The organism is Chitinophaga sp. 05T412 (genome assembly GCF_056396465.1).
Genome location: NZ_JBFTLN010000005.1, coordinates 50,114 through 66,207, shown reverse-complemented (window position 1 = coordinate 66,207; position 16,094 = coordinate 50,114). Strand labels below are relative to the sequence as shown.

Below are 16,094 nucleotides of genomic sequence, written 5' to 3'. Positions count from 1 at the left end.
TGGTAAATCCAGCGAGATAGATCTGGTCTTATGCAAATATAAAAGAATAGTTCAATAAAACAAATAATAAAAATAGCTTTTAGCCCATAGATATTAGCTTATAGCGTATAACAAACGCGTAAAAAAAGGGAACTTCTGAACTAACATCTTTTCCCTTAAATTTGTTCTGTCATGGCAACAAAAGTAAAGAAACAAACCACTATAATTGATCCTCAGGAAGTTAGCCCGCAGGACCATATTTTTATAAAAGGCGCCAGGGTCCACAATCTCAAGAATGTAAGCGTATCGATCCCCCGTAGCAAACTGGTAGTAGTTACCGGTGTGTCCGGTTCCGGAAAATCATCGCTTACCATGGATACCCTCTACGCAGAAGGACAACGCAGATACGCAGAAAGTTTAAGTTCATACGCCCGTCAGTTCCTGATGCGCATGAACAAACCCGATGTGGATTATATCAAAGGCATTTGTCCGGCTATCGCTATAGAACAGAAAGTCATTACCCGTACCCCCCGTTCAACCGTGGGGTCTATGACGGAAATTTATGACTATCTCCGGTTACTCTTTGGAAGAGTGGGTAAAACCTATTCTCCCATCTCCGGAAAACTGGTAAAAAAACATGAGGTAAGCGACGTGGTAGATTATATCACGAAGTTGAAACATGGGGCCAAAGTATTACTGTTGGCTCCTTTCCGCCGGCATGCAAAAAGAGATGTAAAAGAGGAACTGAATATCCTCGTGCAAAAAGGCTTTTCCCGTTTATACGTTCCCGGTGGCGAAGGCACTGGTTTACTGCGTATTGAAGAATTGCTGGAGCAGAAAAAAATAACGGTACCAGATAATGCCTGGGTACTGATAGATCGCCTGGTAGTAAAGGATTTTGAGGAAGATGATAAACACCGCATCGCGGACAGCGTACAAACCGCATTTTACGAAAGTGAAGGGGATTGTTATGTGGAAGTAGATGGAAAAGAAAATGTTCATTTCGCTAATCGCTTTGAGCTGGATGGTATCACTTTCGAAGAACCTGTTCCGAATCTCTTTTCTTTCAATAACCCTTACGGTGCTTGCCCTACCTGCGAAGGATTTGGGCAAACCTTAGGCATTGACGCGGACCTGGTGATCCCAGACAAACGTCTCAGTGTTTTTGAGGGCGCTATTGCTCCCTGGCGCGGCGAGAAAATGGGCGAATACAAAGAAGCGCTCATCAAAACCGCCCGTAAGTTTGGTTTCCCGGTACATAAACCTATTGCAGAACTCACTGATGAACAGATACAACTGCTCTGGACCGGAAATGAACATTTCTACGGTTTGAATGAGTTCTTCAAAATGGTGGAACAAAATCTGTACAAAGTACAATATCGTGTACTACAGGCCCGCTACCGCGGTCGTACTACCTGCCCCGAATGTGGCGGCGGACGTTTGCGTAAAGAAGCGCTCTACATCAAAGTGGGAGAACGCAACATTGCGCAGCTGGTAGACTTGCCCGTATCAGATCTGAAGCAATGGTTCGATGAGCTGCAACTCACAGAATACGAACAACAAATTGGGAAGCGTATTCTTATTGAAATAAATCACCGGCTGAAAACACTGCTGGACGTAGGTTTGGGATATCTTACCCTGAACAGGGTGGCTAATACCCTGAGTGGTGGAGAAAGTCAGCGTATTCAGCTGACCCGTACCCTGGGTAGCAATCTGACCAATTCCATGTACATCCTCGATGAGCCAAGCATTGGTTTGCATGCGCGTGATACCAGTCGACTCATTGCGGTGCTAAAGGAACTGCGCGATCTCGGTAACACCGTGGTGGTAGTGGAGCACGACGAGCAGATGATGGAGGAAGCAGATTACATCATTGACATGGGGCCACTGGCCAGTCACCTGGGGGGAGAAGTGATTTTTGCGGGTACTTATCCGCAGATTTTGAAAGATGCCAACAGCCTGACAGGTAAATACCTCAGCGGGCAGTTTGCCATTGACCCGCCAGCGAAGGTGCGCAAGTGGAAAAAAGCAATTACTATAGAAGGTGCGCGTCAGCATAACCTGAAAGATATTACAGTTGATTTCCCACTGGGCATATTAACGGTGATCAGCGGCGTGAGTGGTTCCGGTAAAACCACACTGGTAAAGCAAATTCTTTATCCTGCGCTGATGAAGCTGAAGGGAGAATTCGCAGAAAGAGTGGGCAATCACAAAGCGCTGAAAGGTGCACTGGATGATGTGACGCAAGTGGAAATGATTGACCAGAATCCCATTGGTAAATCATCGCGTTCCAACCCGGTTACTTACATCAAAGCATACGATGAAATCAGGGACCTGTATTCCAAACAGCCGTTGAGTAAAATGCGTGGTTTCCAACCTAAACATTTTTCATTTAACGTAGATGGTGGTCGCTGTGACGCATGTAAAGGAGAAGGGGAAGTAATTGTAGAAATGCAGTTCCTGGCCGATGTACATCTCACCTGTGAAAGCTGCGGTGGTAAAAGGTTTAAAGATGAGGTGCTGGAAGTTACGTACAAGAACAAGAACATCTACGAAGTGTTGGAAATGGGGGTAGATGAAGCGCTGGATTTCTTCAAAGACGAAAAAGATGTGTGCAATAAAATACGTCCGTTAACCAGTGTGGGATTAGGTTACGTAAAACTCGGACAAAGCAGTGATACCCTGAGTGGAGGAGAAGCACAGCGTGTGAAGCTGGCGTCTTTCCTGGGTAAAGGAAAAGCACAGGGACATATTCTATTCATCTTTGATGAACCTACAACAGGTTTGCATTTCCATGATATCAAAAAATTACTGGATTCCTTTAATGCACTTATTGAACAAGGACATACGGTGTTGGTAATAGAACACAATATAGACGTCATTAAAAGTGCAGACTGGGTAATAGATCTGGGGCCGGAAGGTGGTGTTGGTGGCGGTAATTTGTTATACGCTGGTGTGCCGGATGGATTGAAAAAAGTAAAAGAAAGTTATACAGGGAAATACCTGTAAGGATAATAAAAGAAACGGGCTGGAGTTTAACTCCGGCCCGTTAATAATTTATGATGTATATAGATATATACCGGTTCCATTCCTCAAACCATTTGTCGGTCACGTTGGAAGGCGCTGGCAAACCCCTTGGCTTCAGGAAATCCTTCCATTTATAGATCTCAGCTATTTTCCTGTTACCAAATTGTTAACTCCATACTTTGCACTAGGACTTCCTTTCTCTTCAGACGTACTCTTATCGTATGCACATCAACAGATCATTATTACAAAAGTATTTCAAAGGGAATTGCACCGCAGAGGAACAGTTCCTGGTCGAGGTCTATCTGGCAGAGGAGCAAACACCCGAGTTGGATGAATTGATGCAGCAAACCTGGAAAGAGGTGGATGCGCCCCGCCTCAAAGTGCGTCGTCTGTGGTATTTCGCCGCGGCGGCGGTGGCAGCAGCTGCGGGCATCTTCGGCTTCTTCTGGCAATCGCAGCAGGGTAGTCGCCCGCCGCAACAACTGGCAGCCAACTGGAATACTTTATTGAACAACGGCAGCAAGGTACGCCTCTATATAATGCCGGATGGCTCTGAAGTATGGCTCAACGCCCATACCACTGTCAGCTATACAGATGCGTATAATAAAACCAGTCGTGAACTCTGGTTGCAGGGCGAAGGATATTTTAAAGTAGTAGCGAATGACAAAAAACCTTTTTGTGTACATACGGGCCGCCTCACCACTACTGTGTTAGGTACCGAATTCAACATCGCTACAGCTAACAAGGCCGATGGCAGCATTCAGGTGAGCCTCGTAACTGGCAAAGTATCGGTAACCATGCAGCATGCTTTTACGAAAGTACTGTTACCGGGCCAAATGCTTTCCTGTAATGGCGATAGTCTGCTCCTGACGCATTTTGAAMGTGAGGAGGTACTCGACTGGAAAAGCGGACGTATCGTATTCAACAAAACCAACCTCGCGGATGTACTCACGAGGCTACAACAACATTCGGGATACAAGTTCATACTCTCTGACTCATTGCTGGCAGGAAAGAAGGTCTCAGCAGAATTTAAAACAGATATGCCATTGGAAAAGATCCTGTCTGCACTGGAGTATGTACATAACCTTACCTGTGCGCGTGCGAACGATAGCACGTACCTGGTCACAAAGAATAAATAGCGTCATCTAACTAGTCAATTTAACTGAAACGAAGTATGCAAAAATCTTTACGCGGATTTTGTACGGGGAAACGTATGCCTTGGAGAGGACTGTCCCTGCTACTCTTGATGCTGCCTGCTGCCAGGCTGAAGGCACAATCTTATCGATCTCTGACTGACAAAGTAAACTTGCAGATGGGTAAAACTAATGCAGCAAGTGTGATCAGATTACTGCAACAGCAAACGCCTTATGTATTTGTGTATGATCCGGAGTACCTGCATCAATGCCTGCTCCCGGAAGTGAAGTTCGCAGACGCACCACTCAACAGCGTATTACAATATTTAGATAACAATGCACCGCTCGATATTGAGCTCACCAATACCACTACTATCGCCGTGCGTAAAGGGCATGCAGAGAAGCCCGCCGTACGCGTCAACGGCCGCATTACAGGCAAAGTAGTAGATAACAAGAATGAACCACTTCCTGGTGTTACCATTCAGGTACAGGGAGGCAATGGAGCTGTTACTAATGTAGATGGTACCTACGAGTTGCTACTGGAACCAGGAAAATATACGATCAATTTTTCTTACATCTCGTACGCCAGCCGCCAGGTAACAGATGTAGAGGTCACTGAAAAAGGGGTCACACCTTTGAATATAGCGCTTAAAAGCAGCGGTTCCCACCTCAAAGGCGTTACCGTAACAGGGAGCTATAAAAAAGCGTCTGTAGAAGGGCTGTACGCAATCCAAAAGAATAATGCCGCCATTACGGATGGTATCAGCGCAGAACAGATCGCACGCACACCGGATAAGAACCTCGGCGAGGTATTAAAAAGGGTGAGTGGCCTTGCCACTGTGGAGAGCAAATATGTAGTAGTAAGGGGACTGAGCGAACGCTATAACCAGGCAATCCTCAACGGGCAGGTAATGCCCAGCACAGAGCTGAACCGCAAGAACTTCAACTTCGAGATTATCCCTTCCAGCCTGATTGATAATGTAACCGTGATTAAAACGCTCACGCCTGACCGCAGTGCTGAATTTGGCGGTGGTCTCGTGGAAGTGAATACCATCGATATCCCTACGAACGACTTTCTCAACATCAGTGTGGGCGGAAGCTACAACGACAAAACTACAGGGAAGAGTTTTTTGTCGCTACCACTGGAAGGCCGTGAATACCGTGGCCAGATTGCTACTCACCGCTACTGGATGGGCGACGATAACTGGAAAAGTGCTACCGATCTCCATACAGCATATAATAATAGCTACAAGGATAAAGCCCCCTTCGCCAACAATTGGATACTTACGGATATGAGAGCACCTGTGTCGCCAAACTTCCAGGTGTCCGGCGGTAAGCTGCTGGATCGTAAATTCGGCGTAGTGGCGGCTGCGAGCTATCGCAACACTTTTGCCACACAGGATATCGTGAATGGCCGCGATGGGTTTTCACCACTGGCAGGTACACCTGAAAATCTCTCGCGCCTCTTCAAAGGACAGCGCTACGGTTTTACCACCAACCTGAGTGGTTTGCTGGGTGTAGGCTTTCGCGATGAAAAGAACAGGGTCAGTTTTCAAACGCTGTATCTCCGTACACTCGATCAGCAGCTGCTGGTAGGTACGGGTCCTAGTGACTTTGCCCCGCACACACTGGAAGTACAGGATATCACCACACAAAGTACCTTGCTACAGAACCAGCTGCGCGGTGAGCACAGCCTGGGCAAACATGGTGTGAAACTAAAATGGATGGGCAGCTATATCCGCATGGACAAGCTGAAACCCGATAACCACATGCTGCTCGGTGATGCCGTCAAAGATACCACTGCCGCCATTAATGAATACAATATCATCGGGTCACAACTCACTTCACTTGCCGGAACCCTGCGCTGGTGGAGCCGTGCCGTGGAAAATAATTATAACTGGGATATCTCCTTATCCGCTCCGTTCAAAATAAATAAACTGGATAATACGGTGAAAGTTGGTTATGCAGGATGGAATAAAGAGAGGACCTTTTTTGTGGTGAACACAGGTAGCAATCCAGGTACGCCGCCACCCAACTACTTGCCCCTGCAGGAATATTTTTCAGAGAAGAACGGTGTAAAAACACAGATGACAGATGATGGTGATGGATTTAAAAGTAACACCACCCTCAACGCCATGTACCTGATGCTGGACCATAAGATCGGCAGATTCAGGCTGGTATGGGGCGGCAGGGCAGAGTACTATAATCTCAACGAGATCAACAGCAACCTGGAAAATACCTTTAAAAATTTCACTTCCAATCCCAATGCAGGCTACGATTTCAATGAGTTGAAGAATCGCGAACCTAACTGGCGTTTCTTTCCCTCGGCCAATTTCACTTACAGCCTTACACCGTCAATGAATCTGCGCCTGGCTTACGCCGAAAGTATTGTCCGTCCGGATGTGCGCGAGCTTTCCTACTTCAGGGAATATGATTATGAGCTGGGTGGTGATTATATGAGCGGGTTGGTAAGATCTACTACTATCAAGCATTACGACTTCCGATATGAGTGGTATCCTGCACCGGGGGAGATCATTTCTGCATCGCTGTTCTACAAAAATATGGCATACCCGATGGAGATCTATAAGATCCAGGATAACCGGATCTATAAGTTACAAAATAATAAAGATGCCAAAAACTACGGTGTTGAGCTGGAAGTAAGGAAATCACTGGCTTTCACGCAGGTGCCGGTGCTACGCAATCTTACCCTCTATGGTAACTTCTCTTATCTCGATGGAAAGGTAAGACCGATGAGAGTAGAGGTGAAACAGGATTCGCTGAACCCGAAGAAGATACGGGTAACAGAAGAAATAGGTGATGCGCAGAAGCGCCCTCAGAGCGGTGCCAGCAACTATATGCTGAACGCGGGCGCCTACTATGATGTAAAACGTTTTTCTGTGAGCCTGGTATATAATTATGTGGCTAACAGGATGTTCCGCCCGGAAGATGCATATTTTTACTCCCTGTTTGAGCAGCCTTTGCGCTCTCTTGATGGGCAGATAGCCGTGCGTTTCCTGAAAAACAAAGCGGAACTGAGAATGAATGTGTCCAACATCTTAAATGCTTATGCCATCATCTACAGTAACACCTTTAATGATGACCCTGACGTGCTGGCGCATAAGAAAGACCCGACAAAAAAAGACCTGTTGTATCAGTCGGACAAAGACCGGCTCGACTTCAGATCAGCACCCGGCCGCACCTATAGCGCCACTTTCAGCTATCGCTTTTAAGAGTATATACGCGTAATAAATAACCCTGATCAGGTATTGGTTTTTTAAAGAAGAAACAAAAAAACAAAAAACAAAAAACAAAAAAAACAAAAATCCATGAACAAGAAACCCTTAGTTGTAACCCTTTTGTCTGCGCTTACCATGGCAGGCATTTTCTTCGGTACGTCCTGCAAAAAGGATTTTCAAAATGGTGGTAACCGTCCCGTTGTAGCTGGTGGTGCTCCTGGTACTTGCCCTGATAGCACTATCCATGGTGTAATCACTTCTGACCTGTTTCTGAAAAGCTGTACGATCTACAAGCTGGATAGCCTGGTATACGTAGCAAACGGTGCTACTCTTACTATCGAAGCTGGTACCCGTATTCAGGGTAAAGTTGGATCTAACACCGTGGGTGGTTTTCCTGGTGGTGGTTTGATCGTTACCCGTGGTGCTAAAATTGTTGCCGTTGGTACTGCTTCCAATCCAATCGTATTCACTTCAGATGCTGCTGTGCCTAAATCAGGCGACTGGGCAGGTGTAGTGCTGATTGGTAAAGCTAAAACCAACTGGGCTACCTCCAAAATTATCGAAGGTATCCCTGGTACCCCGATTGCTGACGCATCCTATGCTAATCCCGGCGATACCCTGAGCAATGATAACTCTGGTATCCTGAAGTATGTTCGTATCGAATACGGTGGTTATGCCTTCTCTCTTAACAACGAAATCAACGGTTTAACACTGGCTGGTGTTGGTAAAGGTACCACACTCGATTATATCGAAGTGTTCAAAGCTAACGACGACGCTTTTGAATGGTTTGGCGGTAACGTAGACGCATCTCACCTGCTGGCTGTTGATGCCGTAGATGATATGTTCGATACTGACAACGGTTATTCTGGTAAGATCTCCTATGCACTGGGTCTGTCTGATACTACCCGTGCCGATCAGAGCCAGTCTAATGGTTTTGAAAGCGACAACGATGCTACTGGTTCCAGCAACCTGCCTATCACTCATCCTACGTATGAATACGTTACGATTGTAGGTTTGGCTAACGCTGCCAGATCACGCGTTGTAAACGATGGTCCTAATGCTAACGGTAAATATGGCCGCGCTGCTCACCTGAGAAGAAATGCTGAATTTAACATCAGCAAATCCATCTTCCTGGGCTTTGATAAAGGTATCTCTTTCGATACCCAGTTCGGTTCTACTTATACTAAATTCACCGGCGGTACTTCTACCATCAGCAACAGCTTTGTTCATGGCTACACTTATGCCTTTGACACTGAAGTTAACTTCGCAAGCTGGGTTAACCTGACTACTCCTGCTACCGCTAACCAGGGCTATGTAGCTACTGATGCTAACGCATCTATTAAGCTGGGTACCATCGTTGGTAAAGGTCCGTTCAACCGTGATACTATTGCCAATTTTATTCCTAAAACCAGCTTACCTGCTTCACCTGCAGTTGCTGCTGGTGCATTCCCTACTGGCCAGACTGCATGGGCGAATGGCTGGACAAGACTGAGATAATTATTCAATATAAATCGTGAATGGCACCTGCCATTCACGATTTATTTCTACCATCTATCTGTATTTATTATGAAAAGACTTGCTGTTTTGGTGCTGTCTGTTTTGTTTTTTATGGCTTGCCGCAAAGGAGATTTGCCGGAAGCCCGTTATTATGGAAAAGTAGCTTACGGTATCGTAGACCTGCCTGATAAACCCAAAGTGGTCGTTCGTTTTAACGGGATTACTATTGATACCCTCAACGGAGAAGGCTACAAAGCATCATCCGTGCTGGCTGGCCGTACCGGTAAACTCAGCTTTTACAAAGCTGGCACCGATTCATTGATCGCAGATACTACTATTACTGTGGCGAAGGACGGAGAAAATTATTTCCGTATCATCTCCAGCAATGACCTGAATTTAAATGGTTTTGTACCGCCTTTTAAGCCGTCTGCGGATTCTTTCGCTGTACAGTTTTTTATGAATCTCGGCGACTATTATCGTCAATACCCTGCTTTTGATCTCACCATCATTTATGCCGACAATGCAACCGGTGAAATAAAGGAAGGCGAGACCTACAAAAATGTGAAGAATGGCGTGCTGGACCCACATGTCCACTATTTAAGGTTCCAGGATGCAGTAGGACCTATTGGTTATGCCGTGGAGCTGAAAGACCCTGCTACCGGCGAGATTATTACCCAACCTAATGGAAGTACATATGTAGGTTTTCCTTCTTTCAGTGAAGTGCCGCAAAAATTAATCTTCCTGAATATCAAAGATGACAATGGTAATGTATCGGATGCATTGCCCATCTTTATTTAAAACCGGTAATCATAATACGCTGCTGAAGGCCACGCACCCATCGTACATCAAGGGTGCGTGTATGTGGGCAATAAAGTGTTGCTATGTATGAAACCGGATACTATCCGCTCTCTTTCACATTCAGGATGGTGTAAAACTGCCATTAAATTTTCCCGTAGTGTTACCTCGGAAAGATCATTTCCTTTGCCTGCGGTGTTGCTTCATAATACATACGCACGGTATGTTCGGTGTTGCTGGTGCGACCATTGCCGCTGATCAGCGCTAACGCTTTGGCTACCAGCGGGTCATTTACATCTCCTAGCGCCGTCAGTGGTTGACGGCCCATTTCATCTACTACATATTGTGGGGCGATTCCTTGTGTATAATTTCCTTCTCCTTTGGCGTTGGCAAGGCGGTAGGTAATCGGCTGCAATATCCATGGGATGCGCTTCGGCGAACGTTGATCAATCACAACAACAGCGCCTTTATCTTTCCCATGCGTGGTTGCCCCGATCTGTATCACCTGCGTATATGGTTTGAGGTTGTTGATCGTCAGTTCCGCAGCGGAAATGGTCTGGTGCCCGGAGAGGATATATACTTTCGGCAACAGCAACCTGGCATTTTGCAGGTTTCCAAAATTGATCACGCCGGCATTCTCCGGATGCGACAGTGCATCCGAAAAGCTAAGCTGGTGCTGCCCCTGGTGGCTATTGCCGGTATATTGCACAAATATACTGTTGGCGGTGATATCAGGTGCAATCATTACGGTAAGCAATGCCGCGGCCGCAATACTGCCGCCGTTATTATACCGCAGATCGAGGATAAGATCTGTGACCCCTTTATTTTTAAAATCCTGGAACACTGCCTGCAGCGTGCTGTTATAAGTATCTGTAAAAGAATTATAGAAGAGATAGCCGGCTTTTTTATTACCAGCCATAAGTACAGTAGCAGCATACACCGGGTTCTCTCTTTCATACCGGAGATCCCAGTTAATAGGACTTTTTTCCGTGATGGTGGCGCCATCCACTGTAGCAGGAGTGAAGCTGCCAGTACCATCTTTCAATACCGCAGCGGTGAGTGAGGCAGCATTATCAGCCGTTAGTACGATGCCATTGATTCGTGTGAAATAGCTTCCTCTGGTGAAACCCGCTGCTGCTGCGCCGGACCCGGGCATCACCAGTTTTACCGCACCTATCACACCGCCGGCGGCAGATGGCCAGCTGATTACATTGTAGTCCATCCCAAAGTTATACAGCATACTGCGGGGGATGGTACTGCGGTTACCCGGATCATATAACAACGAGTAGGGATCATCGGGATTACGCAAACTGTAAAAGAAATCAGGGGCATCCAGCGAAGTATCTGCTTTTGCAGGCAGGGAACCGTTCCATAGGTAGAAGTACCGCATGCTGTCGAGCATCCAGTTATTGATCTCCTGGCGGGTAACGGGGCCGGTAGGCGGTGATGGTGCTACCGGGTCCTTTTTGTTACAGGCGGCCAGCAGCAAGGCGGCGCCAGCAACAGCACATAATTTATTTTGAAGTGTCGGCATCAAAATGAGTCATCAGTTCCTGCCGGATATATTGCAGGGCTACAGTGAGATGATTCCGTACAGTAGCCGCGGAAATAGAAAGCTTGCTGGCGATCTCTTTATGACTATAGCCGTGCTGACGGCTCATCACGTACACATTGCGGCGTTGTTCGGGCATCTGTTTCACTACCTTGTGCAGCTGCGCCTGAATCTCTTTGTGGATAAACAAACGTTCACCATGGGTATCTCCCGAAGACTGACTTTTCTGTTCATCGGCAGCCTTGGCAAGGGCTTTTCTTTCACGGTAGAGCTTACGGCTTTCATCAATCACCAGGTGTTTTACGTATACAAACAGCAACGGAAAAATATCCTGCCCTTCCTGCACCTGGTGTATATTTTCCCATAAACGGATAAAGCACCGCTGCGTAATTTCCTGCGCCCGCGCTTCATCGCCGGTTAGCTTCAGGGCAAACCGGAAGATCTTCGCATTATTTTCTTCAAAGATGTTATCAAAAAGAGTCTTGACAGGTCTTACAGACATAGTTCGCAGTTGATGCACTTCCGGATATAAATATATGCATCGAATGTTATAGGAATGTTAACACCAATGGGTTTCTTGCAACCGATTTTTTAATCAGCATACTATTGCAACAACAGCCCGTTCAGCAGCGCCGCTGCCGGTTCCGCGAGGTTAGTATTATAACGCGCGTKGATCAGGCGGCAGTAATAGCGCCTGCCAGGCTTAGCTGCACCTGTTTCACCGCTATCATAGTAGATACACCTTGTTTGAAACGCTTGAGCGCCCCCGTCATATATGTTGTTGATTATCTAAGTCTGTCCAGTGATTTGATCAGCTTCTCATCTTTATAAATTCCTCTTACAGCCAGGAATAAAAGAATGATAACGACGATAGGGAGGAAAGAAGCAGGCAGGTAGGATGCCGAAACAATGGCGACTCCACCGGTGCTCAGTTTATTTGCGGTTTGTTGTACCACATAGTATTGGTAAGCCAGTGCGGCAAAACCAAAAAGAATGTTAAAAATAGTCAGGCGAAATTGGAGTTTACGCTTCTTAAAAAGGAAGATAGTGGCCAGCGATACCAGTATAATGATGATATAAAGTACAAACAACAGGTAGTTGCTGGAAGCGTTTACATAAACAGGGTTCGTGCTATTGGTCAGCGTGGCTTTCCACAGATCGAAGGATAGGGCAGCAGCGCCTGCGGCGGCAGCCAACAGCAGATAGAGACTCTGGATGCGTTGTATCATGATATTTGTGAATGTTTAACGCTGTAAAAGTAAGTAATTTTAATGGTTAGAATGCTTAATTATGGGTGGGAATCACACTATTTGGGTGGACGGCTTTAATACAATACTTCGTATATTGCACGCCCAATAACAATCTTAATATTTATATGGCAAAGAAACTGAATAAGCAGGATGCGTTAGACTATCATGCAAAGGGCAGGCCGGGTAAAATTGAAGTCATACCTACAAAGAACACTAAATCTCAATGGGATCTTTCATTGGCGTACTCTCCCGGAGTAGCAGAGCCATGCAAGGAAATTTTTAATGATGTAGAAAACGTTTATAAATATACCGCAAAGGGTAACCTGGTGGGCGTTATCAGCAATGGTACCGCTGTATTGGGTTTAGGAGATATAGGTCCGGAAGCCGGGAAACCGGTGATGGAAGGGAAAGCGGTGTTGTTCAAGATATTCGCCGACATAGATGTTTTTGATATAGAACTGGATGCAAAAGATCCGGATACCTTCGTAGCAGCCGTAAAGGCCCTGGAGCCTACGTTTGGTGGTATTAATCTGGAAGATATAAAAAGCCCTGAGTGCTTTGAAATAGAAGAAAGGCTGCGGAAAGAGCTGAAAATCCCGATCATGCACGATGATCAGCACGGTACCGCCATCATTTCTTCAGCAGCATTGCTGAACGCATTAGAGCTGGTAAAGAAAAAAATAGAGAAAGTAAAGATCGTGGTAAATGGCGCTGGTGCCGCTGCCATGGCCTGTGTGAAGTTGTATGTAGCTTTGGGTGCCAAACCCGAAAACTTTATCATGTTTGATAAAGACGGCGTTTTAAACAAAGATCGTAAAGACCTTTCCGACAGACATAAACAGTTTGTAACCAATACCAAAATCACTACACTGGCGGAAGCTATGAAAGGCGCGGATGTATTCCTGGGCCTCTCTGTAGGTAATGTGGTATCGGCAGAAATGGTGAAGAGCATGGCTAAAAATCCGATTGTTTTCGCCATGGCGAATCCTGATCCGGAGATTGCCTATGACACCGCGATTGCCGCCCGTCCGGATATCATTATGGCTACTGGTCGTTCTGACTATCCTAATCAGGTGAACAACGTACTGGGTTTCCCTTATATTTTCCGTGGCGCCCTCGATGTGAGAGCTACCCAAATCAACGAGGAAATGAAACTGGCAGCCGTAAGAGCATTGGCTGAAATGGCCAAATCGCCGGTGCCTGATATCGTGAACCTGGCTTACAACGAAAGAAATATTTTCTTCGGACCTAAATATATCATTCCAAAACCCCTGGACCCACGCTTATTAAGCACTGTGGCGCCAGCAGTAGCTAAGGCAGCTATGGACAGCGGTGTAGCGCATCGTCCGATTACCGACTGGGAAGCCTACCGCAATGAGCTGAACCACCGTCTGGGACTGGATAATCAGCTGTTCCGCGTAATAGGCACCAAAGCCCGCCGCGATCCAAGGAAAGTGGTGTTTGCAGAAGCTGATAACCTGAAGGTGTTGAAAGCTGCGCAGGTAGTGAATGACGAAGGAATCGCCTATCCGATCCTGTTGGGTAATGAAGCACGTATCCGCCAGCTGATGGTCGACAATGCGATTGAAATTGATGATGTAGTGATCATTGATCCGAAGAGTGAAGAGATGCAGGAGATGCGTCATCGCTTTGGTGACCTGTTCTTCGAGAAACGCAAGCGTAAAGGCCTGAACCTGTACGAAGCCCGTAAAATTATGCGGGAACGTAACTACTTCGGTTGTATGATGGTGGAAACCGGTGAGGCAGATGCTCTGATTTCCGGTTTGACCCGTAAATACCCTGACACCATTCGCCCTGCCCTGCAGGTAATTGGTATGGAAGAAGGTGCCAAACGTGTAGCTGGCATGTATATTATTGAAACCAAACGTGGACCTTTGTTCCTGGCCGATACAACCGTTAACTTCAATCCTACTGCAGAAGAGCTGGCAGATATTACCATGATGGTAGCGAAAGAAGTGAAACACTTTAACATCACGCCACGCATTGCGATGTTGTCGTATTCCAACTTTGGCAGCAGCCAAACGCCGGAAGCGCAAACCATGAGCAAAGCACGTGAAATTGTGAAACAACGTGATCCTTCCCTCATTGTAGATGGCGAGATACAGGCAGCCATGGCCTTTAATAAGGAGATCCTGAAAGATAATTATCCGTTTACGGAACTGTTGGACGAAGAAGTAAATACACTCATCTTCCCTAACCTGGCAGCTGGTAACATTGCGTATAACCTGTTACAGGAAGTAGCTGGTTTTGATGCCATCGGACCTATTTTGCTGGGTATGAAAAAGCCGGTACACATCCTGCAATTGGGTAGTACCGTAAGACAGATCGTTAACATGGTGAATATCGCCGTGGTGGATGCTCAKGAGAAATGCTGCAGAGACGCAGAAGAGAAGGGAAAGAAGAAGAAGAAAAAGTAAGCAGTAAGCATAAAAGATAAGCACAAAGCCATTTTGGAAAATGCCTGTTGCGGTGATATACGCAGGAGCATTCCCTAAAATGGCTTTGTGCTGTCCGCTTTTTCCATATATTTATTGTATGCAAACAATTTCCCGTAAGAAGATATTTTTTCCGATTAACGCCGCTTTCCGTAATTATCTCAAAATGTATGAGCGGGAGATGAAGTTGCCTGTATCTTACGAGGAACTGCGGTATTATGATCAGTCGATTGCCGTGTATGATAAAGAGGGGAAAGATACATTGTGGGAAACGGTGTTTTATCCGCAAAGCATGGTGGGGCCTATTCATGCGGGCTTAAAACGAGTATACTCCATTTTGAAAGCGGGAGGGGATCAGGCGGCGGAAGAACATTTACATATTGAGCGGATCGACTATTGCACCTTTGGAAATTCTCATCCTTTCCGCATTAAAATTGTCAATAATTACAACGAAGTATACGACTATTTTTATATTAAGATAGCAGATGCATCCCGTATCTATGGCTTAGAACTGGAGCATATTCTATCTCCCTACTGGATGAACTTTCTGATAGATGGTAATACGCTGGTGGAGGAGCATATTGCCGGTGTACCGGGTGATCAGTTTATTTTGCATTACCTGAACCGGCCGGAATTCAATCCTAAACGTATTGCCAAGGAGTTTGTAAAATTCAACGAGCGTTGTTTTGTGCGCCTGTTGGGCGATATGCGCTCCTACAATTTCATTTTTGATATTACGCCAGATTTTGATGATGTGCAGTTCCGTATTCGTGCGATCGATTTTGACCAGCAATTTTATGAGGGCCGGCGCACGTTGTATATGCCACAGTATTTTAAAGAAAACCGGATATTTGTAGACCTGGCCATTAAACATCTCAATGCAGAGGTGGTAAAACAATACCAACAGGAAGAGCGGGCAGTAATTGCCCGGCGTATAAAAGTGCAGCGGCATCGTATCAAAGACTTGCGGGACGTGATTATGACCGACCATGTATCTTTTCCTGAAAAGATACAGCAGCTGGGTAATGAACTGGCTGAATATTATCATGATGCGGTTTTCGGCCGTTGTAAAACGATGGGAGAAATTATAGAACGCAGTTTAAAACGTTTGTTGGTAAGTAGTTTACGTTAACGCCTGTATTAAATCTTAATTTAAGATCTGATTGAAA

10 protein-coding genes are annotated in these 16,094 nt (G+C 46.0%); 7 read left to right on the top strand and 3 right to left on the bottom strand.

All coding sequences use genetic code 11. The features are described 5' to 3' along the window. Positions 1–171 precede the first annotated feature (171 nt). From uvrA to AC1DFM_RS12695, 5 genes are all read left to right on the top strand, one after another. Complete coding sequence (gene uvrA / locus AC1DFM_RS12715; RefSeq protein ID WP_477077111.1) at positions 172–2,988, top strand: excinuclease ABC subunit UvrA; 2,817 nt, start codon at positions 172–174, stop codon at positions 2,986–2,988. 239 nt (positions 2,989–3,227) lie between these two features. Further along, positions 3,228–4,145, top strand: a complete 918-nt coding sequence (locus AC1DFM_RS12710) for a FecR family protein (RefSeq protein ID WP_477077110.1) — start codon at positions 3,228–3,230, stop codon at positions 4,143–4,145. Positions 4,146–4,180: 35 nt separating this feature from the next. After that, complete coding sequence (locus tag AC1DFM_RS12705; protein ID WP_477077109.1) at positions 4,181–7,369, top strand: TonB-dependent receptor; 3,189 nt, start codon at positions 4,181–4,183, stop codon at positions 7,367–7,369. A 96-nt stretch (positions 7,370–7,465) separates the two neighbouring features. Next, positions 7,466–8,872 (top strand): hypothetical protein, encoded by a 1,407-nt coding sequence (locus AC1DFM_RS12700; protein WP_477077108.1) that lies wholly within the window; start codon positions 7,466–7,468, stop codon positions 8,870–8,872. A 69-nt stretch (positions 8,873–8,941) separates the two neighbouring features. Then, positions 8,942–9,670 (top strand): hypothetical protein, encoded by a 729-nt coding sequence (locus AC1DFM_RS12695; RefSeq protein ID WP_477077107.1) that lies wholly within the window; start codon positions 8,942–8,944, stop codon positions 9,668–9,670. A 160-nt stretch (positions 9,671–9,830) separates the two neighbouring features. On the opposite strand, the gene AC1DFM_RS12690 is transcribed toward AC1DFM_RS12695, so the two are convergent. The 3 genes from AC1DFM_RS12690 to AC1DFM_RS12680 all read right to left on the bottom strand — a co-directional run bounded on the left by AC1DFM_RS12690 (position 9,831) and on the right by AC1DFM_RS12680 (position 12,448). Beyond that, positions 9,831–11,201, bottom strand: coding sequence for a S41 family peptidase (locus tag AC1DFM_RS12690; protein WP_477077106.1), 1,371 nt, complete (start codon positions 11,199–11,201; stop codon positions 9,831–9,833). Beyond that, entirely contained in the window at positions 11,182–11,721 is a 540-nt protein-coding gene (locus AC1DFM_RS12685; protein ID WP_477077105.1) for an RNA polymerase sigma-70 factor, read from the bottom strand. Before AC1DFM_RS12685 ends, AC1DFM_RS12690 begins: the two co-directional genes overlap by 20 nt. Positions 11,722–12,004: 283 nt before the next feature. Beyond that, positions 12,005–12,448, bottom strand: a complete 444-nt coding sequence (locus AC1DFM_RS12680) for a DUF4293 domain-containing protein (RefSeq protein WP_477077104.1) — start codon at positions 12,446–12,448, stop codon at positions 12,005–12,007. Between the two features lie 146 nt (positions 12,449–12,594). Between AC1DFM_RS12680 and AC1DFM_RS12675 the strand changes: the two genes are divergently transcribed. Continuing rightward, a complete protein-coding gene (locus tag AC1DFM_RS12675; protein ID WP_477077103.1) occupies positions 12,595–14,907 on the top strand; it encodes an NADP-dependent malic enzyme in 2,313 nt (770 codons plus the stop codon). A gap of 118 nt (positions 14,908–15,025) precedes the next feature. Further along, complete coding sequence (locus AC1DFM_RS12670) at positions 15,026–16,057, top strand: hypothetical protein (RefSeq protein ID WP_477077102.1); 1,032 nt, start codon at positions 15,026–15,028, stop codon at positions 16,055–16,057. Positions 16,058–16,094: the final 37 nt, after the last annotated feature.